The sequence below is a fragment of the Streptomyces sp. NPDC087845 genome (genome assembly GCF_044742755.1).
GTDB lineage: Bacteria > Actinomycetota > Actinomycetes > Streptomycetales > Streptomycetaceae > Streptomyces.
Map to the genome: position 1 here is coordinate 199,111 of NZ_JBIUVC010000008.1, position 22,209 is coordinate 221,319.

At 71.0% G+C, this 22,209-nt stretch carries 18 protein-coding genes, 1 pseudogene and 1 riboswitch; of the genes and pseudogenes, 9 read left to right on the forward strand and 10 right to left on the reverse strand.

Annotated elements, in window-relative coordinates; translation table 11 throughout:
- The first annotated feature begins 77 nt into the window (after window positions 1–77).
- Complete coding sequence (aroQ, locus tag ACIOMQ_RS21815) at window positions 78–695, forward strand: gamma subclass chorismate mutase AroQ (RefSeq protein WP_402189901.1); 618 nt, start codon at window positions 78–80, stop codon at window positions 693–695.
- A 125-nt stretch (window positions 696–820) separates the two neighbouring features.
- Here the strand turns inward: aroQ and ACIOMQ_RS21820 are convergent, their stop codons facing one another.
- Complete coding sequence (locus ACIOMQ_RS21820; RefSeq protein ID WP_402189904.1) at window positions 821–2,104, reverse strand: serpin family protein; 1,284 nt, start codon at window positions 2,102–2,104, stop codon at window positions 821–823.
- 106 nt (window positions 2,105–2,210) lie between these two features.
- On the opposite strand from ACIOMQ_RS21820, the gene ACIOMQ_RS21825 reads away from it, so the two are divergent.
- Entirely contained in the window at window positions 2,211–2,798 is a 588-nt protein-coding gene (locus ACIOMQ_RS21825; RefSeq protein ID WP_402189906.1) for a lytic polysaccharide monooxygenase, read from the forward strand.
- A 213-nt stretch (window positions 2,799–3,011) separates the two neighbouring features.
- Here ACIOMQ_RS21825 and ACIOMQ_RS21830 read toward each other — a convergent pair.
- A pseudogene (locus tag ACIOMQ_RS21830) lies at window positions 3,012–3,425 on the reverse strand (CHAT domain-containing protein); the annotation flags it as partial.
- 237 nt (window positions 3,426–3,662) lie between these two features.
- Between ACIOMQ_RS21830 and ACIOMQ_RS21835 the strand changes: the two are divergent.
- The 3 genes from ACIOMQ_RS21835 to ACIOMQ_RS21845 are packed head-to-tail and all read left to right on the forward strand — an operon-like array spanning window position 3,663 to window position 5,632.
- Window positions 3,663–4,070 (forward strand): hypothetical protein, encoded by a 408-nt coding sequence (locus ACIOMQ_RS21835; RefSeq protein ID WP_362202420.1) that lies wholly within the window; start codon window positions 3,663–3,665, stop codon window positions 4,068–4,070.
- Window positions 4,071–4,072: 2 nt separating this feature from the next.
- Window positions 4,073–5,035 (forward strand): hypothetical protein, encoded by a 963-nt coding sequence (locus ACIOMQ_RS21840; protein ID WP_402189909.1) that lies wholly within the window; start codon window positions 4,073–4,075, stop codon window positions 5,033–5,035.
- Window positions 5,036–5,056: 21 nt separating this feature from the next.
- The gene (locus ACIOMQ_RS21845) at window positions 5,057–5,632 is read left to right on the forward strand and encodes a DUF4240 domain-containing protein (RefSeq protein ID WP_402189911.1); all 576 of its coding nucleotides are present in this window, start codon (window positions 5,057–5,059) and stop codon (window positions 5,630–5,632) included.
- Here ACIOMQ_RS21845 and ACIOMQ_RS21850 read toward each other — a convergent pair.
- From ACIOMQ_RS21850 to ACIOMQ_RS21860, 3 genes are all read right to left on the reverse strand, one after another.
- Window positions 5,622–6,038, reverse strand: a complete 417-nt coding sequence (locus ACIOMQ_RS21850; protein ID WP_401754496.1) for a hypothetical protein — start codon at window positions 6,036–6,038, stop codon at window positions 5,622–5,624. The two genes, ACIOMQ_RS21845 and ACIOMQ_RS21850, sit on opposite strands and share 11 nt — an antisense overlap.
- A 132-nt stretch (window positions 6,039–6,170) precedes the next feature.
- A complete protein-coding gene (locus tag ACIOMQ_RS21855; RefSeq protein ID WP_402189913.1) occupies window positions 6,171–7,892 on the reverse strand; it encodes a hypothetical protein in 1,722 nt (573 codons plus the stop codon).
- Window positions 7,893–8,016: 124 nt separating this feature from the next.
- Window positions 8,017–11,388, reverse strand: a complete 3,372-nt coding sequence (locus ACIOMQ_RS21860; RefSeq protein ID WP_402189915.1) for a glycosyl hydrolase — start codon at window positions 11,386–11,388, stop codon at window positions 8,017–8,019.
- A 205-nt stretch (window positions 11,389–11,593) separates the two neighbouring features.
- On the opposite strand from ACIOMQ_RS21860, the gene ACIOMQ_RS21865 reads away from it, so the two are divergent.
- Window positions 11,594–12,610 carry a LacI family DNA-binding transcriptional regulator gene (locus ACIOMQ_RS21865; RefSeq protein ID WP_362202435.1) on the forward strand — a complete coding sequence of 339 codons (1,017 nt, stop codon included), beginning with the start codon at window positions 11,594–11,596 and terminating at the stop codon, window positions 12,608–12,610.
- Window positions 12,611–12,649: 39 nt separating this feature from the next.
- Here ACIOMQ_RS21865 and ACIOMQ_RS21870 read toward each other — a convergent pair whose 3' ends face one another.
- From ACIOMQ_RS21870 to ACIOMQ_RS21885, 4 genes are all read right to left on the reverse strand, one after another.
- The gene (locus ACIOMQ_RS21870; RefSeq protein ID WP_362202438.1) at window positions 12,650–13,522 is read right to left on the reverse strand and encodes an EamA family transporter; all 873 of its coding nucleotides are present in this window, start codon (window positions 13,520–13,522) and stop codon (window positions 12,650–12,652) included.
- Window positions 13,523–13,750: 228 nt separating this feature from the next.
- On the reverse strand, window positions 13,751–14,404 hold the full coding sequence (locus ACIOMQ_RS21875) for an HD domain-containing protein (protein WP_362202441.1): 654 nt from the start codon (window positions 14,402–14,404) through the stop codon (window positions 13,751–13,753).
- A 72-nt stretch (window positions 14,405–14,476) separates the two neighbouring features.
- Window positions 14,477–15,556, reverse strand: a complete 1,080-nt coding sequence (locus ACIOMQ_RS21880) for an NAD(+)/NADH kinase (RefSeq protein ID WP_402189918.1) — start codon at window positions 15,554–15,556, stop codon at window positions 14,477–14,479.
- A gap of 296 nt (window positions 15,557–15,852) precedes the next feature.
- Window positions 15,853–17,250 carry an APC family permease gene (locus tag ACIOMQ_RS21885; protein WP_401265159.1) on the reverse strand — a complete coding sequence of 466 codons (1,398 nt, stop codon included), beginning with the start codon at window positions 17,248–17,250 and terminating at the stop codon, window positions 15,853–15,855.
- A 370-nt stretch (window positions 17,251–17,620) separates the two neighbouring features.
- On the opposite strand from ACIOMQ_RS21885, the gene ACIOMQ_RS21890 reads away from it, so the two are divergent.
- Window positions 17,621–17,905 (forward strand): hypothetical protein, encoded by a 285-nt coding sequence (locus ACIOMQ_RS21890; protein ID WP_402189920.1) that lies wholly within the window; start codon window positions 17,621–17,623, stop codon window positions 17,903–17,905.
- Window positions 17,906–17,954: 49 nt separating this feature from the next.
- Entirely contained in the window at window positions 17,955–18,602 is a 648-nt protein-coding gene (locus ACIOMQ_RS21895) for a DUF2461 family protein (RefSeq protein WP_402189923.1), read from the forward strand.
- A gap of 238 nt (window positions 18,603–18,840) precedes the next feature.
- Here ACIOMQ_RS21895 and ACIOMQ_RS21900 read toward each other — a convergent pair whose 3' ends face one another.
- Window positions 18,841–19,626 (reverse strand): LysM peptidoglycan-binding domain-containing protein, encoded by a 786-nt coding sequence (locus ACIOMQ_RS21900; protein WP_362202456.1) that lies wholly within the window; start codon window positions 19,624–19,626, stop codon window positions 18,841–18,843.
- Between the two features lie 4 nt (window positions 19,627–19,630).
- Window positions 19,631–19,817: riboswitch (cyclic di-AMP (ydaO/yuaA leader) on the reverse strand.
- A 698-nt stretch (window positions 19,818–20,515) separates the two neighbouring features.
- Here ACIOMQ_RS21900 and ACIOMQ_RS21905 point away from each other — a divergent pair.
- The gene (locus ACIOMQ_RS21905) at window positions 20,516–22,177 is read left to right on the forward strand and encodes an ATP-binding cassette domain-containing protein (RefSeq protein WP_402189925.1); all 1,662 of its coding nucleotides are present in this window, start codon (window positions 20,516–20,518) and stop codon (window positions 22,175–22,177) included.
- Window positions 22,178–22,209 lie beyond the last annotated feature (32 nt).

Consider the following 22,209-nt stretch of genomic DNA (forward strand, 5'->3'; position numbering starts at 1 on the left):
TCCTCACGCAATCGAACGATTCACAGGGAACTCTCGTGCAGCAGAATTCACGGTCGGGCCGTTTGCCGACCGCAGCCATGACTGCGGTCGTAGCCGCCACGGCGCTGTTCACCGGGATGGCCGCTGCCGCCCCGCCGTCCACGGCCACGCCGAACTCCACCGGTGCGACGAACTCCCCCACGGCCGAAGGGAACGGGGCCGGTCCGCACACGCCGCTGTTGTCCCTCACCGGTCTCTCTGCCCGGCGTGTCACCACCGCAGACCTGGTCGCCGCGGCCAAGTGGGGCACCGGCAGCCCGATCGACGACCCCGCCAGGGAGCAGCAGGTGCTGGACACCGCGGCCGAACGGGCGGGGAGGCTGGGTGGGGACCCCGAGACGACCCGGCGGATCTTCCGGGACCAGATCGAGGCGAACAAGGTGGTGCAGCGCGGGCTGTACCGCCGGTGGCGGGACGATCCGTCCGCGTCGCCCACCGAACGCCCCGAGCTGAGTGAGGTGCGCAAGGAGGTCAGCCGCGTCGACGAGGCGCTCGTCCGGGCCGTCGCCGCCTCGGCACCGTGGCGCTCAGCGCCTCTGTGCGATGTCGCGCTGGCCGTCTCGACGGTCCACGTACGCCGTGCGAGGCACCTCGACCGACTCCACTCGGCGGCGCTGGACCTCTCCGTCGGCTCCGTCTGCGGCAGTGGCGTCTGACATCAGCCGCACCTCGGCCCCCGGAGCCACCGTCCCATCCCGTCTCGTCCCGTCTCGTCCCGTCCCGTCCCGTCCCGTCCGCAGAGCGTGTGCACCAAAACCGCCGGACGCCCAAAGGACGGCACTCACGCGTCCCCCTCGTCGACGGGGTACACGGTGGGTTCGGCGACCCAGCCCGCGGCAAGGACGAGCCGCGACGTGCGGTGGACCGCGAGGAAGCCGAACGGCCGGTCGAACGAGACCTCGACGCGCCTGGTCAGATACCGCGGTGCCGGTGGCATTCCGGCCGCGGCCATTCCGACGGCGCAGAGGGAGGCCGCCTCGAAGCCTGCCGCGTCGAAGACGGCCACGGCCGCCTGCCGTGCCGACCGGACCGCCAGCGGCGCCCCGCTGATTCCGGGGAAGTGCCCGTGGCTCATGTCCGTGGCGGCCGAAAGCCCGAACAGCGCCGGTCGCAGCAGCAGATCGTGGTCCCCGCCGAGGGAGTACGGACTGGTCCGGACAGCCAGTGTCGGCTCGGGCAGGAGACTGCGCTCGGTGCCTGTCTCCAGGCCCGGTCCCGGATCGCCCGCGGGCAGGAGATGACCGGGAACGGTCCGGTACCGGCCGGCCAGCGTCCCGGCCCCCGCGCTCAGCACCTGACCGGGCGGCATGTCCGGATCGCCGAGCAGCAGATGGATGTCCACACCTGTGTCGCCGAGAACCTTGAGCACGGTCAGCCGCCCCGCCTCCGTCTCGGCGACGCCCACCCGGTCGAGGAGCGAGGTCTCGCGCCGGAGCCCGATCAGATACCGTCCGGCCCACGGCCCCTTCTCCGGAACCATTTCGCACTCCGAGAAGGGCTGCAACCATCGGGTGCGTACGGCCTGCGCCGCGGCGAGCACCAGTTCGGTCCCCCCGTCGAGCGGTACCGGCATCGATCGGATCAGCCCGTCCGTGCAGTCCGACGCCCAGGCGTCGAGCGCCTTCCGGTCCGCATGCGGGTCGCCGGTCAACACCCCCAGGGTGTCCGTGGGCAGCCCCGAGGCCCAGGCCGGGTTCAGAGGAAGGGCGCGTCCGGTCCACAGGCCGATGGCCGAACGGGCTCCCCGCACATCTTTCAGCGCAGCCAGCAGGTCTCGCGCGGTCGCGGCGGCATCGTCCGCGCGCATACCGACCGCTTCCTCCAATTCACTGCGCGCAGGCCCTTCGGCCGCGTGGGCGAGAAGTGCGAGCAGAGGCCAGACAGTCGTTGCCGAGAAAACGGTGTCGGCCGGGCCGAGGCCGGTCGCCCACCGTGCGGTGAGCCGGTTCACCGCGCTCACGGATGTGGCTGTCGGCTGCATGACGGCGCCCCCCCTGACGGTCACGCACATGATCGCATGGTTCTCGTTCTCCGGTACGCCTCCGTCCATGTCTGGTATGGACATGCCCAACTGCCCTGGCTAGTCTCGAACTTGGTCTAGACCTAGTGGTTCGGAGTGCGCACTCCCCACTCGTCTCGCAGCGCCCCCACACCTCCCTCAGGAGCGAAGCATGCGCAGAAAGATCACCTCGTTACTGCTCGGGCTCGGCATCGCCGGAGCCTCCGTCCTCGCCACCGGCAGCGCGCAGAGCCACGGCTACACCGACGCGCCCATCAGCCGTCAGCAGCTCTGCGGCAACGGGACCGTGCGCAATTGCGGCCAGATCCAGTGGGAGCCGCCGAGCGTCGAAGGTCCGAAGGGCTTCCCCGCCCGGGGTCCGGTCGACGGCACGATCTGCGCCGGCGGCAACGGCCGCTTCTCCGAGCTCGACGATCCGCGCGGCGGAGCCTGGCCGGCGACCGCGGTCACCGGCGGGCAGAGCTATACCTTCCGCTGGCAAATCGAGGCGCGGCACGCCACGACCGACTTCCGGTACTACATCACCAAGGACGGCTACGACCCCACCAAGCCCCTCACCCGGGCCGATCTGGAGCCGCAGCCGTTCCTGACCGTGCCCTTCGGCGGCCGGCTGCCGGGTTCCGCGGTGACCCACTCCGGAGTTCTGCCGCAGAAGTCGGGCAAGCACCTGATCCTCGGCGTCTGGACGATCGCCGACACCGGTAACGCCTTCTACGCCTGCTCGGACGTCACCTTCTGAGTGTGGCGCGCAGCCGCGCCCGCGCGCACACCGGACCGGTGGGCGGGTGGGCGCGGCAGGCACGTCGTTGCGACCGCCTCGCTCACGCACCGGCGTGCAGGCAGGCCGCCCACAGCAAGGGGGTTGCCGGGCAGCGGTCGCGTACCGCCCGGATCGTGTGGTGCAGGGCGGTGGCGGCCCGGTCGGGGCCGGCGTTCCCGGCGAGCCGGCGGTCAGGTGGGTGGAGAAGGACTCGGCGATCTCGACGGACAGACGGTCATTGATCGACCACAGGGTCCTGATGACATGCGGGAAACCGGCGAGTCGGAGGGCGCTGATGAGGTGGATGGCCTCCTCCGGCGGGCCGGTGCTCCCCGCGTTCGCGGTGCTGCAGGCGGCGAGGTACGCAAGAGGCGCACGGTCGAGGTCGACCCGATCGAGTGCCGAGACGGTCAACGGTGCGGTGGCGTGGTCGTGCACAAGCAACTGGCGCTGGTCGGTCCGGTGGTTGACGCCGTGGCAGGCGAAGTGGACGACGGCGCACAGCGGGAGCCGGGCGAGGACCGTGACCGTGGTCGGGGTGTCGATGCTCGGCAGCCGCCGCGGCGAGGACCGAGGACGGGTCTCCCGTCGACGCCGTCCGGTCACCGCGCGCCCGCACCGCGGCCAGTAACTCCTCGCGCGGCCCCATGAGCCCCCCGTATCCGCCGAGACCGTCAATCACCGAGGAATGGGCGCCAGTTGCCCGGCAGGGCCGGGTTCGGCCACCATGGCCATGTCGACCACGGCCAGATCTGTCATGGTCCGGTTCCACGAGCCGGGATCCGGTCCACGCACACCATCGCAGAAGCGCGCCGAGCGTTCGGCGGCGAACGGAGGAACGGGGTGCCCGACCAGTACGACGTCCCCAACCGGCACCATGGCGGCGGCCTCGGATCGCGTGAGGAAATCGCCTACGTCTGCGACCAGTTGGAGCACATCGGCGCGGCCTTGGAGATGTACGGCCCCGCAGGCCGGGCTCCGCTGGAGCACCTCCTGGCGGCATTGCGGGACGGGGAGGATCCTGCCGCTCCGCTCGACGCCCTCCACGAGGCCCTGCTGGCCGCAGGCGACGCAGCGGGCATCCACGGCCGGGCACGGGGCCTGAACCCGCAAGGGGTCACCCCCGCCACGCCCGACGAGTGGGTACTGCTGTGCCCGGCGCACCAGTGCTCGCGCCACACCTGGCCCGACGGCCCCGCAGCGCCCCGCTGCCGGATCAGCGGCCTGCCGCTGCGCAGAGAACGGCTGTAGCGGTGGGCGGGTTCCTGCAGGCCCTCGGGCAGAAGCTCGCTGAACGCTGGCTCACTCTGCTGGTCCTGCCCGGGGCACTCTTCCTCGCCACCGCCACGGCCGCCTCCGTCCTCGGCCAGGCCCACGCCCTCGACCCCCACCACCTCACCGCCCGGATCACCCACTGGGCCCAGGCACCCACCACGGCCACCCTCGGCGGCCAGACCGTCCTGCTCGGAGCCGTTTTCGCCACCGCCGCAGCGGCCGGGCTGGCCGCCCAGGGGCTGGGGACCCTGGTGCAGGCCACCGCGCTGGCCGCGGGCTGGCGCACCTGGCCGCACCCGCTGCGGCGGTGGGCGCACGCCCGTGTCACCCGCCGTCGCGCCCGCTGGTCCGCCGCCGCGCACCGCTACCGGGATCGACTGGACTCCGATGCCCGTTCCCTGGCCCTCGGCGGGAGCCGGGCCGATCCCGCCCCGCGCCGGGCCGCGCACCTGGCGATGCAGCGCATCGCCGCCGAGGAACCGGACCGTCCCACCTGGAGCGGCGATCGCCTCCACGCCGTCTCCGTACGCCTGGAGCGCGACCACCACGTGGACCTGCCCCTCCTCTGGCCCCACCTGTGGCTCACGCTGCCCGAGACCACCCGCGCCGAGATCACCACCGCCGAACAGTCCCTCACCCGCGCCGCCACCCTGGGAGGCTGGGCCCTGCTGTACGCCCCGTTGTGCGCCTGGTGGTGGCCCGCCGCCCCGCTCGCCGCCGCCCTGGCACTGACCGCCCGGTCCCGCATCCGCGGCGCCACCGACAGCTACGCTCAGCTCCTGGAGGCCGGGGCCCGCCTCCACGCCACCGACCTCGCGGTCCAGCTCGGCATCGACCACACCGGCCCCCTGGACACCGCCCTCGGTGACGCCCTCACCCACCAGCTCCGCAGCCTGCCCCTCCGCCCGATGCAACTACCGTCCCGCGGGGGACTGTCATAGCCCGCTGCCATAGTTCGGTCCATGGATGAAAACGCGTTCTGGGCCCTGATCGAGGGCTCCCGTCATCAAAGCCATGACCCGGACCGGCGGCTGGATTCACTGCGCGAACAGCTCATGCGGCGCCCGCTGCCGGAGATCGTGCAGTTCCAGGCGTGCCTGCACCGGGTGCGACGGCCGATCGACACGTGGGAGATGTGGGCCGCGGCTGAGCAGATCTTCGGCGGAAGGTGCTCCGACGACAGTTTCTGGTACTTCCAGTTCTGGGTGGTCGGCCTGGGCCGGGAGGCGTTCGTCAGGGCCATGGCCGATCCGGACTCGCTGGCAGCGGTCCCGGAGTTGCGCCGGCTGGCCGGGCGGCCCGAGACGACCTGGTCGGACGGCGAGTGGCCCGAGTGGGAGTCCTTGGACTACGTCGCGGCGGAGGCGTTCGACGCGCTGACGGGTGAAGAGGAGGGGCTGGAAGAGGCGTTGGAGGCCGCGGGCCTGGACATCCCGTGCAATCCCGAACCGAGCGGCCGGCAGTGGGACGTACGGGACGTGGATGAGGCGTCCCGCCGGCTGCCGCGCCTCAGCAGGATGTTCCCGCTCACCCGCTGAGCCGGAACGCCCGGGGTCGCGGCGGGTCGGCGGGCGGGCTCGTTCTCGACGGCCTCGGCCTCGGTGAGGTCGTCGACGCCCTGGGGTCGAACGCCCCGGCAGCCTTGCCGATTGCGGCCCGCGTGGCGCGGTCCCGGGAGGGCAGGGACCGCGCGGTCAGGTGCTCGTGGACGTCCTCCTCGGGCGTGAACCGCTGAAGGGCAGTCAGGAACCCCGCCAACTCGACGGCGGCCCCGGTCGAATCGGCCAGCGACTCGACGGTCGCCGCATCGCCGTCGAGCCAGCGGGCCACCACCCAGGACCACGGGTAGCCAAGGCCGGGCTCCGAGAAGTCGCCTCGCGCCCTCCAGATCTCCTTCCACTGCCGGGAGCGGGCCGCGGCCAACGCCTCATCACGCCACGCCACGACCCGCCGGCCGGTCCGCGCACCCGACTTCGATGGTGCGTGGCCCGGCTCTCGTGGCGCTCCCCCATCGGTCTCGGGCGCCGGACTTCCCCGCCGTCCGAGGCCGATGCCGCGCTTCAGCACGTACCGGGGCTATCCGGTGATGCCGGTGACGGGTCCCTCGACGAAGACCGGGGACGGGCCGACCGGCAGGGTGAAACGGCCGCCCGTCGGTTGTTCGACGGAGCTTCGTCCCCAGGAGTCGACCAGGGTGACCGGGCCGGTCGCGGCGACCGTGACGTCGCCGACGCCGGTGGACCACACCACCCGGGTCGTACCGCCGCCGGTGAAGCGGACCGAATGGGCCGGTGCGGTCAGGCCGTCGACACCCGTGTACGTCTTGCCGCCGATCATCCGGGCGGCCACGGCCTGGGCGACCAGGGCCGGCTTGGGGGCGTTGGCGGTGACGGAGACCGGGTTCTCGGCGGTGGCGGTGACGGGCTGCCGGAGCATGCCGAAATTCTGCTCCTTGTCGGCGGGGTCGTTGCCGTCGTCGACCAGGTCGTACCAGTAGACGCGGGTGACGCCGTTGGCCAGGCCGACCGCGTAGAGCCGGATCAGGTTGTCGGCCTGCTGGAGTTCGCTGGTTCCGTGGCCGGTGTCGGTGGGCCAGCCCATCTCGCTGAGGACGATGGGCTTGTCCTTGCCGTTGTTGGCGGTGCGGATGCGCTGCCGCAGACCCGCGATGGTGTCGCCGGAGCCGCCCAGCCACTCCGGCCCGCCCGGGTAGTGGTAGGGGTGGACGCTGTAGGCGTCCAGGTGGTCCAGTCCGCCGCGGTCGATCAGGTCAGGTGCGAAGCACTTCGTACCGTCGGAGCGGATGCAGTTGCCGATGCCGATGGTGGCCGGGCCGACCACGGTGGCCCCCGGCTTCGCAGCCTTCACCGCCGCGTTGACGCCCTTGAGCACGTCCAGGTAGCACGCGGCGCTCCGCCCGCATGCGCTGTGGTTGAAGGTGTCGCCGTTGTACTCGTTGAGCACCTCGACGTCGGTCCCGCCGTAGTGCTTCAACAACTCCGCGGCGAACTTCCCGAACGCGGCGATGCCTTCCGGGCTGCTGGGTGTCCGGCCCTTGTCGTACAGCGGGTTGGCGCCGTTGGCGATCAGCAGCGGGGTGATGCCCAGGGCGCGGGCGCGCGCCATCTCGTCGGAGTAGGCGGCAGGGAACGTGTAGCTGCCCTTCGCGGTCTCGAACCGGTCCCACCAGGCGTCCTCGCGCATGTGCGCGATGCCCGCCTTTCGTGCCTCGTCCAGCACATTCAGTCCCCAGCCGGCACGACCGATGTGCACGGCCGCGCCGAACGGGGAGGACGGGCCGACCGTGGCGTCCGGCACCGGTTCGATGACGGCGAACGACGTCCGCAGGTCGGTCGGGTCGGTGGAGGAGCCCGCGTGCAGGGAGAGTCCGAAATAGCCGGGGGCCAGGTCCGCGACGGAGAGGGTGGCCTTCCCGCCGGAGAGCCAACTGGTGCCGCTGCGGACTCGGGTGCCCTGCTCGTCGGTGACCGACCAGGAGACCGAGGCCGCCGACGAACCGAACTCCACCGCGCCCTGGCCGCGTTGGAAGATCAGGCTCGGGGAGGTGACGGACAGGGTGTGTGTCGCGGCGGGGGCGGACGGAGGCAGCCCCACGATCAGGGAGAGCGCGAGGGTGAGGGCCAGCCCGACAGCGACGGGCCACGGCAGGCGCGGACCGGAGGGGGCGGGGGACCGGTGTCGGAAGTCGGCGGTATCAATGGGGTGCCCGGTACCAGGGAGGTGCCCGGTTTCGGTGAGGTGCCCGGTATCGCGGGGGCCTCTCGGGGTGCTGGTCATGGCGGTTCGCCCTCTCGCTGACGAAGGTGGCGGTGACGGTGTCCGGGAACAGTTCTCAGGAGCGGATCCACGAGCGGTGGCCGGTGGCCGCCGTCTGTCGCGGCGGCCGTCGGCCGGGGGTGTGTCAGCGGGTCAACTGCACCTGCTGATAGCGCACCAGTTTCCAGTTGTTGAGTCCGTCGCCCCAGGTCTGCCATCCGTCCAGGCCGAGCGATCGGTAGTTGTCCCGCTGCACACCGTCGTTCTTGTTGACCGTCAGGGTCAGTGAGAACGACGGGGCCTCGGGTGACAGCGGAGCGATCCGCTTCCACGGCACCGAGACCAGGTAGGCCGTCGTCCCGGCCCCGGCGTCGCGGGACACCCTGACCTCCGCGCCCTCCACCGCACCCACGGGGTAGTCCTTCGGCAGCGACTCGGCGAAGACGCCCGGACCCTGCTCGACGGTGTCGCCGGCGTAGAGCATGTACCAGTCGGCTCCCCACCGGCCCAGCCCCTCCCCCGGTTTGCCCGGCTGTACGCCGATGCCGATGCTGTCACCGGCGGGCAGCCAGGCCACCTTCTCCGGCTTCCGGCAGTCCTTCTCCCGGACGACCGCCGACACGTAGAGGTTCTTGTCGTCCCAGGTCGCCCACATGTCGCCGTCGGCGGTGGAGGGTTCGATGCCGTTGTACGAACCGACCTCGGAGAGATCGATCCTCGGGGCGTTCCGCAGGCCGGTGAGCTTTCCGTGAACCAGGTGCGGCGTGGCCCGGGCGATCGGGCTGAAGCCGAAGGAGTCGCTGTCGCGGGCGGTGCGGCCGTCGGCGAACCGGGCGGTCACCGCCACCGGTTCGACGGCGTACGCGGACGCGCCGTCGATCGTGGTCCGGAAGGTGCGAGTGCCCAGCGGCGGGACCGTGCCGTCGGTGTCCCGGCCCGCGATCGTTCCGGTCATGTCACCGAAGGACCAGTCGATTCCCGCCACCCGGGCCGGCCGGTCCGGGGAGTGGTTGGTGACGGTCACGGCCAGGCGGTCGGTGCGGCTGCCGCCCGTCACCGACATCTCCGGGGAGACGTCGACCGTCACCGGGTCCGGTGTCACCTCGGTACGGGTCGCGACCGACCCGGCCCGCTTGCCGTCGAGGGTGGCCGAGGCAGTCAGGCCGCGGCTGCCGGGCGTGTCCCCGGCCGGTATCTTCAGCACGGCGCTCGCCCGCCGGCCGGCCGCCGCCGAGACAGTGACCCGCTTGCCCTCGACCTCGAAGACCGCCGTGCGCCCGCTCTTCGACGGCCCGTCACCGTGACCGGTGGCGCGGTTGTCGAGGGTGGCCGTCACCGGAACGTCCGCGCCGGCCGCGATGTCCCGCGGCGCGGACAGGGACAGCAGCGGTGACGTCTCGACCCGGTCCACCGAGGCGCGGAGGTAGACCGGTTCGCCGGTGGCCGTCAGGTACACCCAGCCGTCCACCGGCTCCAGCACCCGCTCCGACCCGAGCATGTCCACGACGGTGACCGGCTTCCCGCTCCGCACCCGCACCGGCTTGTCCGTGCGGTCGCTGCTCCACAGCGCGGTGGTGGTCGAGCCGGCGCCGGGCGAGCCGGGCGCGGACCTGAACGTGTACGCGTGCAGGTCGCTGTCGCCGGTGCGCAGCCGCCCGGTGAACCGGGCTCCGGTGAGCTCGCGGGCGACGGTGGAGTAGGCGAGGTACGCGGGCTTCGGGTTCAGCCCGGTGGCCTCCGGGCCCTGCCGGCGCAGCAGACCGAAGTTCTGCTCGCTGTCGCTCGGCCCGTTGCCGTCGTTGACCAGGTCGTACCAGTAGTACCGGGCCACGCCTGCGGCCCTGGCCTCCAGCAGGGCCCGTGCGGTGACCTGCGCCTGGGTCTGCTCGCTTACTCCGATGCCGTCCCGGTCGGCGGAGCTCCAGCCCTGCTCGGTGATCCAGATCGGGAGTTCCTTGCCGTCGTTGTACTGGCGCATCAGCCGCTTCAGGCCGGCGATGTCGAGGCCGACGCCCTCGGGGTCGCCCGGGGCGCGGTAGGGGTGAATGGAGATCGCGTCCATGTGCCGGAGCCCGCCGAGCTTGAACAGTTCCTCGAACCAGTCCAGCGGGACCTTGAACGACGAGGCGCCGACCACCGTGATGTCCGGGTCGGCGGCCTTGACCCCCGCGTACGCGGCGGCCAGCGTCTTGGCGTAGCACTTCGCGCTCTGCGAGCACACGCCGTTGGAGAAGCCTCCGTAGTACTCGTTCCAGACCTCGAGTGATCCGATCCTGCCGCCGGCCTTCTCGGCGACCTGTCCGGCGTACTTCCCGAATGCCCGGTTCGCCTCGTCGGTGCTGGGGATGTTGCCGTAGTCGGAGTTGCCGAAGGCCAGCAGCATCAGGCCGTTCTGGCCGCGAGCACCGAAGTCCGCGGTGACGCGTTCGGTGTCCTCGGGCCACCGGTACTCGCCCTTGGGGTGTTCGATGCTGGTCCAGTTGGCGGAGTCGACGCGCAGGCCGTCGATGCCGGCGCGGGCGGCGAGCTTCGTGGTGTCGTCCCAGGCGTCACCGGGGGTGGAGCGGTGGTGGTGGTTGACGCCGAAGAAGGGGTCGGTGGTCCTCTTCGGGCCGGGGCCGGGACGCTGTATGCCGAAGCCCGCGGTACGGGTGGCCGGCATGCCGTCCGCCGCGGCGCCCCGAAGCGCCAACGTGTAGTAGCCGACCGGGAGTTGACCGGCGTTCACGCTGCCTTTGCGGGTGGCCGGGTCGACGGTGGCGGTGCCGTGCCGCACGGTGCGGCCCCGGTAGTCGCGGACACTCCAGGAAACGGTGCGGTCGCGGGCGGCCAGGACCCCGAAGGTCGCGTTCTGGCCCGGATCGAAGAGGTTGCCCGGGGTGGTCACCTCGACCTGGACGTCATCGGTGGCGACGGGCGACGGGGTGAACGCGTAACGGGCGAAGCAGACCGGCTTCTCGCTGGAGCCCATGTCCTGCGCCCAGGTGGCGATGCGCATGTCGTGGCCGTACTGTCCGCCGGTGAACGCCCCGTCCGGGATGAAGAAGTGCGCGGTCTTCCAGGTGTTGGTCCCGGTGGTCCTGACGATTCGCGAGGTGCGCCAGGGATTCCCGGCGGCGTCGTAGACCAGCGCGAACCTGGTTCCGGGCGCGTCGAAGTACTCGATGTCCACGGCGGCATGGTTCGCCCCCTCGTGCTTGAGGCGGGAGTCCAGGCTGACGTACAGGTACTGGCTGGGGCGGCCGGGGCCGATCTCCCAGCAGTCGCGGTCGCCGTACGCCTTGACGTTGGCGCTCGCTTCGTCGCTGCCGGGGGATGCGTAGACGGTTGCACCCTGGGTCTCCAGCACCTTCCCGAACACGGCGGTTGCCGTGTCGGATGCCTCGGCCGCCGTACCGGCGGAGATGGCGGGAACCCTCTCGGCGGAGGTCGCGGACGGTCCCGAGGCGAGGAGTCCGAGCAGCGTGGACAGAGCCACCGCCGCGCCGGACAGCCGTCCGGGTGGTCGAAGTCGCATGGTGTGAACTCCCTGATTCATCGGGGTGGTGCTGCGCGTAGTCACTGCGGACGCTCGGATCGGCTCGGCCGGGTGCGGTTCGGACTTTGCGCAACCGCTTGCTCAATCGCGGCACACACTGACCCCGAGCGTGCCCGCTGTCAAGGCTTTGTGCGGCAACTTCCACTCCTGCACAAGCAGTTGTGCGGATGGGTAGGCTGATGCCATGTCGGAACGGAACAGAGTCACACTCAGTGATGTCGCGGCGGTCGCCGGGGTGTCGCTCTCCACGGCGTCAAGGGCGCTGAACGGCGGCGGCCGGGTCTCGGTGGAGACCCGGTCCCACATAGCGGAGGTCGCCCGCCGGCTCGACTTCCGCCCCAACGCCCTCGCGCAGTCCTTCGCGTTGGGGCGAAGCCGGACGATCGGCATCCTCGCCCAGAACTCCCGGGGCGCATTCACCGAGCCGGTGCTGGTCGGGGCGGTCGCCCATCTCGGCAGCAGGGAGCAGGCGTGCCTGCTCTACGACACCGGTTTCGCTCCGGAGAAGCTCGCCGACGGCGTCCGCCGGCTCCTGGCCCGCCGCGTGGACGGGGTGTTGGTCCTCGGCGACGGCCTCGGCACCCAACTGCGCTCCGTCACGGGCGACTTCTCCGTTCCGGTCGTCTACGCGTTCGGCCTCACCGACCGGCCCGGCGACTCCTGCTACGTCCCGGACAGCGAGATGGCGGGCCGGCTGGCCGGCGAACACCTGCTGGCCCTCGGCAGGCGGCACATCGCGCACATCACCGGCGAGGAGGGCGACGCGGCAGCGGTTGGGCGCGAACGGGGCCTGCTGGCCTCACTTGCCGAGGCCGGCCTGCCCCCGGCGGGCGACACGCTCGCCGGCGACTGGGGCCGGGCCTGGGGAGCCGCCGCCTGCCGCCGCCTGATCGACTCCGGGACGCGGTTCGACGCCGTCTTCTGCGGCAACGACCAGATTGCGCTCGGTGCGGAGTCCGTCCTGCGGGAGTCCGGCCGGCACGTGCCGGACGATGTCGCGCTGGTCGGCGTGGACAACTGGGAGTACGTGATCAGCGGCCAGACGACCCGTCATCTCACCACGGTCGACACGGGGTTGTCCGCGCTGGGTGCCGCCGCCGCGGCCCAGGTGGCCGACGGGCGCGACGCCCCCGGAGTGCACTCCCATCCGTGCCGGCTGGTGGTCGGCGCGACGACGGCCGGGCTTCCGTCGGACGGTTGAGCGGGCCGGGGCGCGGAGGCCCCGGCGGCGGGTCCGCGTTCACTCGGCCGTGGCGAGCCGGCCGTGCGGCCGGAGCGTGACGAGGGCGATGCCCCCGCAGCACGCCGCGAGAAGCAGCAGTTCGGTGGCCGAGGGGGCGGGCGCGGTGTGCAGCGCCCAGTCGCCGAGGCGCACCGTGAACGGAACGGCCAGCTGCACAGCAGCCGTGAAGACCGGCCCACGGACCAGGATCAGCCGGTGCTGTACGAGGTAGGCGGGCGCGTACACGGCCGCACCCAGCACCACTGTTCCGCCGGTCGCGGCGAGTGTCGGAGGATGGGCGACGAGCGCGGGCAAGGCCATCGGGAGCAGCAGACAGGTGGCGGCGGCGAGCAGTACGGGCAGGACGGCGAGGGGCGGCAGCCCCGACAGCCGTTCCCGGTAGAGGTACCCGTACACCGCGAAGGCCACGGTCGCTGCCGCCGCCAGCAGCAGTCCCACGCCGTCCACGTCCCCCGCGTCCGCGCCGAGGGCCGCGTATCCGGCGGCCGCCGCGCAGGCCAGCACCGCCCCCACCGCCTTGCGCGGCCCGGACCGCTCGCCGAAGAACACCGCGCCCACCGCAACCGAGGCGCACGGCATCAGCGCGACGACGAGGTTGGTGAGCGAGGTGCCGATGCGCGGGATGGCGAGCAGGGTGCCGGCCGCGTATCCGGCGAAGCCGAGCAGGCCCAACAGCCATACGGTGCCCGGACGGGCGGCGGCGCGGCGCAGGTCGGCCCTGCCGCCCGCGCTGGAGGCGGCGACCGCGGTGAGTACGGCACAGCACACCGCGGTGCGGCCCACGGCGACGATCAGCGGATCGGTCCCGGTGACCAGGGCGCCGGAGAGCAGCCAGGTACCGGCGAGCAGCAGCACGAGGACAACCGGCACAGCATGGCCTTTCCGTGGGCGTCTGGGGACGGGTGCACGGCTCAGAACCGTACGAGCTGCCCGGTCACCCGTGGACACCACCCCACCCGGTGACGGTCCCGTCCCTCCTCCGCCGGGAGTACGGCCGCTCGCGGCCCCCCTTCATCGCACGCCCGGACGGAGGCGCCCACCGGCTCACCCACCCGTCCACCGGCTCGCGTGTCCTGTGCGGGGATCACTCCGCTCCGGTTACTCCGGCCAGGGGGAGTCCAGGATGGTGTCCACGAAGTTGCCCCGCTCGAATCCCGGTACGAAGCGCTCCAGGACATCGGCCTTCACATTGCCGAAGGTGGTGTCCGGCTTGCCTTCGATGCCTTCGGTGAACGCCCGGAGAATCCGCTGCTTGAAGCCGGGGCGGGGATGGAGGGAGACGATCGCCGCACGGTCCGCGTCGCTGATGTCGGCGTAGCCGATGCCGAGCACGTCGTACTCCACCCCCGCGGTCACCAGCGCGACCTCGGGCTCCATGAACTGAGGGATTCCCGGCGTCGTATGGAGCGCGATCGCCGTCCAGACACGGCGGACGCTGTCCTCGGGCACGCCGTGGCTCTGCAGGAACCGACGTGCCTCGTCGGCGCTGTCCACCTCGAACCGGCGCCCGCTGCCGCGGAATTCCTCGTTGAGACCCAGGTCGTGGAACATGGCGCCGATGTAGAGGAGCTCCGGGTCGTAACTCAGCCCCTTGTTGCGCGCCTGCAGGCCGCCGAAGAAGTAGACCCGGCGGGAGTGGTGGTAGATCAGGTCGTCCGCCGCGTCGCGCACCAGCTCGGTGGCTGCGGCGGCCAGCGCGGTGTCGGGCACCGTCACGCCGGAGGCGGCTGGGAGATCGGCGCTGCTGGGCATGTGGACTCCTTCGTCGTGGACGCGTCGGCTCTTCCTACCCGATTCTTCGGGCTGCGGCCCTCCCCCGCCCGGTCAGTGACCGGCGGCCTCGTCCCGGTCCGTCGGGGAGATGTGGAGATGGGCCAGGTCGTGCGGGACGGGGCCGTCGGGGCGGAAGAGGGGCGCGCTCTCCCCGTCGGCGGCCGTGGCCGGGGCGTCCGTGAGGCGCAGACGTGTGCGCAGCCGCCCGTAGAAGTCGTGCGGGCCGAGCCTGACGACGCGCAGACGGTGCGTGGCCGCGTACACCCCGAGCCAGTCCCCGGCGTCCAGTACGCCGCGCAGTTGCCCGTCGATGGTGACCGCGCCCTGCCCCGAATGGGGCAGGACCCGCACCGCGACCGGTTCGTCCGGCGCGGTGACCACGGTGCGGTCGAAGGTCATGTGCGGCGCGACGGGTGTGAAGACGACGGCGTCCATGCGGGGTGAGACCACCGGCCCGCCCGCAGCGAAGCTGTAGGCGGTCGACCCGGTGGGCGTGGCCATGATGACGGCGTCGGCCGAGTACGAGGCGAGGAGCCGGCCGCCGATGTAGACGCCGAGACTCACCTGCCGGTCGCGTGCGAGCTTCTCGACGACGATGTCGTTGAGGGCCATGACATCCAGCGCCACTCCCCAGCCCTCCGCCCCGGACTCGGCCTCCCGGTCGACCTGGGGAGGCGGCAGCATTGGGCGGCGTCCGTAGCCCATCAGCGCATCGATGTCCTTGGGTACTTCCAGCACCCGGGAGGTCCTCATCGTCAGCGTCATGCGCTCTTCGATCTCCGCCCGCCCGCGGTGGACGGCGTCGAGTGCCCGGACGACGTTCTCGACCGGCACCTCGGTCAGGAAGCCGACCCGGCCCAGGTCGATCCCGAGGACGGCGCCCTGGTTCTTGGCCGCGATCCGGGCGCCGCGCAGGAAGGTTCCGTCGCCTCCGAGTGTCACGATGAGGTCGGGGTTGCCCGCGACCTGGGCCTCCTCCCGTCCGCCGCGCCGGCGTGTGTCCTCGCGCCACACGTCGATGTCCGTGCACGGAATGTCGTCGCGTGCACACCAATCGTGTACGACGCGCGCCGCGGCGACGGCCTCGGGATGGCCCTGGTGGACGACGACTCCCACCCGCTCGACACTCATCTCGCTCCGACTCCCCGCGCTGCGTCTGGTGACTGTGACGATGTCCTGATTCCACCTTGACGCCGCACGGGTGCGGCTGCTCGGTCGCCGGGCCGCCCCACCGTCCGCGGTCAGGCGATCGGGCCACCGGGGAACGCGGCGGGAGACGGCCGGGGCCGGGGAACGCGGCGGGAGGCGGCCGGGGCCGTGGCTCCCGCCGCCGTCTCGTCCGGCCTGCGGGCCACCAGCGGCGCCACCGTCCGAGCCGCCCGCCTCCCGGGCCCCGACCACGTGGTGGCCGGGGCCCGGTCGTCCGGTCAGCTCTGTACGTCCTCCGGAATGCTGACCAGCCAGCGGGTGTCCTGGCGGGGCCGCAGATAGAGCGCCCAGTAGAGCGTGGCGGCAGCGGTGATCCCGCCGGTCCACAGCAGGTACTCGGTCTCCTGCTGGGTCAGGATGTACGCGAGCACGGCGATGAGCAGCAGCGGGATCGCCGGCCACAGCGGCATGCGCCAGGCCGGCGCCTCGCGGTGCGCACCGCGGCGGCAGAGCAGGGCGGCGACCGCGACCAGCAGGTACATGCCGGTGACGGAGACGCCGGTGACGCCGTACAGGGTGTCGAGGTTGACGAAGCAGAGTGCCGCGCCGGGGACGCCGACGACCAGGGTCGCCACCCACGGGGAGCCGAAGCGGCCGAGCCGGGCCAGGGCGTTGTTGAGCGGTTCGGGCCACGCCTTGTCCCGGGCGGAGGCGAACAGGACCCGGGAGTTCTGGATGACCATGACGATGCCCGCGTTGATGATCGCGAGGGCGACACAGAGGCTGACGAACGTGCCGACGGCCGAGTTGGACCAGGCAGCGACCATGGTGTTCAGGTCGCCCGAGGTCAGGGCCGCGAGGTCCGGGGCGCCCAGCGTGATGGCGATGACCGGGACCAGGATGACCGCCGTGGAGATGGCGAGGGTGGCGAGAACCGTACGGGCCACGTTGCGCCGCGGATTCTCCAGCTCCTCCGAGAGGTAGACCGCCGTGGAGAAGCCCTGGGTGATGAAGAGCGCGATCGCCAGCCCGGACACCACCATCATCGCGGTGACCGTGGAGCTCGTACCGCCCGACGAGGCGACCGAACCGTGCACCAGCGCGGAGGCTCCGCGCTCGGAGTGCGCAAAGCCGAGAACGGCCACGACGCCCGCCGCGATCACTTCCAGGACGAGGAAGATCCCGGTGATCCACGCATTGGCACGCAGGTCCAGGAGTCCGGCGAGGGTGGCGAGCACCATCACTCCGGCGCCCGCGGCGGGGGCCGGGATGTGCACGATGGGAGCGAGGTAGTCGGCCGTGCCCATGGCGATGACCGGGGGCACGATCATCACGACCAGCAGGGAGAGCACGAAGACGAGCCATCCGGCCAGCCGTCCCGCCATGGTCGACACCATGGCGTACTCGCCTCCCGCGCTCGGGATGAGGGTGCCCAGCTCCGAGTAGCAGAAGGCGACCGCGATGCAGAGCAGCGATCCGACGGCGATGGTGAGGGCGGTGTAGGTGCCGAGGCTGGAGAACAGGTCCGGTACGACCACGAAGAGCGTCGAAGCGGGCGTCACACAGGAGAGCGTGAGCAGCGTTCCGCCCACGACGCCGATGGAACGCTTGAGCTTCTGTGGAGTGGGGCCGGTCGCGGGGGCGAGCGCCTGGGGAGCGCTGAGCGTTTCGGTCATCGTGCGATTCCGATCAAAGGTGCGGTGTCTGAGCACGGGAGCGGTATCGCCTCCAGACGAGGACGTGGTGAGTGGTTTCGTCGCTCCCAGCGCGACATGCAATCCTGACGAGTTCCGCAGGTCAAGAGCTGTTCACCTACGGAATTCGTTGTTTTGGCGAGCAGATCTGACGGTTTGGCGTTAAGAATGCGTTATTCCGCTGAGGATCGGCGGGTACGGGAACCGCAGCCGGACCGGGTGGAAAGTTTCGCCCGTTCCAGATTCCGGAAGGGTGGGGGCACCCCGGAGTGCCACGGAGCATGGAGGGCCGCCGACGCGCACGCACGTGGCTGCGGGTGCGCGTCCATGGACTTGATGCCAGCCTGAAGGCATGGCTTGGGCGTCATGGACGACTCGTGGTGTGTTCTCCGGGCACGGCGGCGTGCTGACGGACGAGGCCGGCGTCCTGTCCGGGGATCTGACGGTTCACACGACCTGGGCCGATGACACGGCCCAGGTGACTGTGCAGTACACGGGTGCGATCGACTGGTTCACCATGTCGGGCAGCCCCGTGTCGTGCCGCTCGGAGGACGACAGCCGGCGCCTTCACGACGCGGTGGTGAAGTCCGTCCGGGAAGGAGCGGCTGCCACGGTTCCCAGGCCGCCGCCGGAGTAGCCGATGAGTGGACTGCTCATGGCCGGGCTGCTGCCCTAAGGTCTCCTGGATGAGCAGAGCGTTCAGCGGCTGGACAGAGCAAGCATTCGACCTGCTTCTGCAGTTGGAGGGGGCTCCTTCGCAGGAGGCGCGCGAGAGACGTCGAAAGGACCGGGAGCACCTGGTCCGTGAACCCATGATCGCGTTGTTGAACGAGGTGGCCGACGCGGACGGGGCGTACGAGGACTTCTCCGTCTGGGGGTTCCGCAAGGACCCGTGGTGGTGGCAGCACCAAGTGGCGGTGATCCGGATCGCGCGCAATGTCGAGATCGGCCTGCGCTTCGACCTCGACGGGCTCCGGATCAAGGGCGGCTGGACCTACCCGGACCCGGGGCAGATCCCGTTGTTCCGCAAGGCGGTTGCCGCGCAGGAGAGCGGCCCCGGGCTGGTGCGCGCCGTCGAGGCGCTGGAAGCGCGGGGGTACGCGGTCACCGGCGACCTGATGAAGCGCGTGCCACGCGGCCATGACGCCGGGCATCCCCGTGCCGACTGCCTCCGGTACCGCTCGATCTCCGCCGCCCGCCCCCTCGGCGGGGACTGCGCGCAGCACACGCCTGCGTTGGCCGGTGCCGTGCTCGCGGCGGCAGAGGAACTGGAGCCCCTCCTCTCGTGGCTCGCCGGACATGTGACCGTTCCCGGCCCCCGCCGGGCCGCGTAGCGCCACCTCGGCACACTGCCTGCGCATGCGTGCGGGGCGGGGCTCCATGCCCAACGGCCCGTCTCGGGACGGCAGGCCGGCGACGGATGGGCGCGGGTCGGGAGTTCCGGCTTTCCACGCATGCGGGACAACGGCCGGAAGGCGGTCCCTGACCGGCGGGTGCGGTCCTTCGCGAGCGGCCCTTGTTCCGGCCTCTCGCCACCCGTCGGTCCTGAACCGCCGTCCGCGCCGTTGCGCGTCAGTAGGCCCCGAACACGTTGTCGATCGAGCCGTACTTGGCGGCCGCGTAGTTGCAGGCCGCGGTGATGTTGGCGACCGGGTCGTAGCTGTCCAGCGACGTACCGGGCACGTGGTAGGCGCGGAACGTCGGGTCGATGATCTGGAGGAGACCCTTGGACGGGGTTCCGGCGGCGGCGTTCGAGTCCCAGTTGTTGACGGCCCGGGGGTTGCCGGAGGATTCACGCATGACGTTGCGGTGGATGCCGTCGTAGCTGCCGGGGATGCCACGCTCGGCCATGACGGCCAGCGACTTCTTGATCCAGCCGTCCAGATTGTTCGTGTACGTGGCGGGCTTGGCGGCCGGTGCGGCAGTGGTGGCCGTCGCCGGCACCGCGGCGCCGTTCACGGCGGATACGCCGGTGGAAACGCGAGACTCCGCCTCGGCGCCGATGGTCAGCTTCATGCCCGGACGAATCAGAGCGGGGTTGCCGCCGATCACGTCTCGATTGTCCTCGTACAGCTTCTGCCAGCCACCGCTGACGGAATGCCCCCGCGCGATCTTGGAAAGGGTGTCGCCCACGGTCACGGAATAGACGGTGGGCGCGGTCTTCCGGACGGATATTTCCTTGACGGCGGCGGACGGCGCCGCGGCCTTTTCGGCGGCGACCGCCTGGGCCGGCGCGGCCGAGGCGAAGCCCGCGCAGATCAGCGGAAGCACGAGAGCGGCCCCGCCCGTGGTCGCGGCGATGAAACCGCGGGTCAGCGAAGTGTGCTTGTGACGATTGGACTTACCCGTTGCGGGCATGGCGAATTCCTCTCCGTCGCCTACGAGGTGAGCTGTCGGGTTCAGACGGGAGATGTCTGGCTGCAGGCAACTGCGGCTTCACCCCGAGCCGTTCCGGATACCGGTTCGGCGGCCTACCTGGGTCCCCCGCTCCTGCCGTACGCGATCGGGTCGGTTTCTCGGACGGCGGCAGGATTCGGCGTTCCGTCCGGATTGACGGTGACCGTAGGCGAGAAACGCCGAATGGAACAAGCCCCTATTTTTTGATCACAATTCATTTGCAAGATCGAATCACGGAAAGGGCAGTAATCCACCTCACACCGCATTGCAAAATTTCCTTGCACAGAAGGGAACCGAGGCACGTGCCAAGCCCCCCTGAACCTTGAACGTGACTCACACCACGCAGTTCCTAAAAGGTGCATTTCGGGCATAGATCAAAGGCTGCAATTCGCACCAAGCCCCCCTTTGTTGACCAAGAGGGCGTATCTATCGAAATCGCCCATACAGGAACATTTGCCCAGTGATTCGCATGTTCTCGCTCCGGTGCACCGCCCCCTGGCCGATCGCACCCCGAAGGGCCGGCCGGCGGTCCACCCGTGTCACTCCCCCGCACGGCACAAGGCTTTGCCTTCCGCCCTCCGGCTCGCTATCGTTTCGACCGTCCTGTTGTCTCCGATAGAGGTGGACGTTGCGCATCTGAGGTTCGCGATCATCGCGCCGTACGACTCCGGTCGTACGCCCGTCACGCAGTAGCAGTGTTTTCCCCTGCCCGTGACCCCGCGTGGATGCGACCTCGGTGCATGAGCCGTCCCTCGATCTCTCGGACCGCCGCACCCTTCCCCTTTCGGTCGCTGCGTGGTGCTCGCATTCGAAGCCCCCATTCACCGCGCTCACGACTGCGAGGATCACCATGGCGACACCCACCGCCCCCAGCGCCTCCCTCACCTGCTCCGCCCTGTCCTTCCAGTGGCCGGACGGCACGACCGTCTTCGACGGGCTCTCCCTCGGTATCGGCCGCGGCCGCACCGGTCTCGTGGGCAACAACGGCGCGGGCAAGTCCACACTGCTGCGCCTGCTGGCCGGCCTGCTTCGCCCCTCCCAGGGCTCGGTGACCGTCGGCGGCAGCCTCGCCCACCTCCCTCAGAACATCACCCTCGACACCTCGCTGCGGGTGGACCAGGCCCTGGGCATCGCCGAGCGGCGCGACGCACTGCGCGCCATCGAGGCCGGGGATGTGGACGAGAAGCACTTCGAGACGATCGGTGACGACTGGGACGTGGAGGAACAAGCCCTCGCGACACTGGGCTCACTGGGGCTCGGGGACCTCGAACTGGACCGCACCGTGGGCCAGATGTCCGGCGGGGAGACCGTACTGCTGCGCCTGGCCGCACTGCTGCTGGAACAGCCTGATGTCCTCCTGCTCGACGAACCGACCAACAACCTCGATGTGTTCGCGCGCCGCAGGCTCTACGACGCCGTCGACAACTGGCGTTCCGGGGTGCTGGTCGTGGTCAGCCACGACATCGAACTGCTGGAGCGCGTGGACCGCATCGCCGAACTGCGTGCCGGATCCGTGAGCTGGTACGGCGGTGGCTGGTCCGCCTACCAGGAAGCCCTCAGCACCGGACAGGAGGCCGCCGGGCGGATGTTGCGGGCCGCCGAGGCCGACGTGCGCCGGCAGAAACGCGAACTGGAGGAAACCCATGTGAAACTGGCCCGCCGCCAGCGCCAAGGCAAGAAGGCGGAGGTGGACGGGGGCCTGCCGAAGATCCTCGCCGGCCGCCGCAAGCGGTCCGCGCAGGAGTCCGGGGGCAAGCTGCGCGGCCTCCACGAGGAGCGGTTGAGCGAGGCGCGCGAGCGTCGCGAGGAGGCCGCGGACGCGGTCCGCAACGACGCCGAGATCCGCGTGAGCCTCCCCCACACCGCCGTTCCCACCGGCCGCACCGTGCTGAGCCTGCACGAACTTCGCCCCCGGTTCGGCCGGCTGCTCCAGGGCAGCCTCCATGTGCACGGGCCCGAACGGATCGCACTCGTCGGCCGCAACGGCGCCGGCAAGACCACGCTGCTGCGCACCCTCACCGGCGAGCTGGCTCCGCTGTCCGGCGAGGCCAGGACATTCGTACCGCTGCGCTTCCTTCCCCAGCGGCTGGATGTGCTGGACGACGAGCTGAGCGTCGCGGCGAACGTGGCCCGCATGGCTCCCGGGGTCACCGACAACCACATCCGCTCCCAGCTCGCACGCTTCCTGTTCCAGGGGAAACGCGCGGAGCAGCCGGCGGGCACCCTCTCGGGCGGAGAACGCTTCCGTGCCGCGCTCGCGGCGACGATGCTCGCCGCACCGGCCCCGCAGTTGCTGATGCTGGACGAGCCGACCAACAACCTGGACATCGCCGGCGTGCGACAGCTGACCAGTGCGCTCCAGTCCTACGAGGGTGCGCTGCTGATCGCGGGCCACGACCTGCCGTTCCTGGAATCGGTCGGCATCACCCGCTGGCTGCTCGTCGGCGAGGAACTCCAGGACACCACGGCGGAGGAGGTGCGCGAGCTGCTCTCGACACCGGAAGCGGACTGAGCCGCCGCCGGGGGGCCCGCACCGGCGGGAAC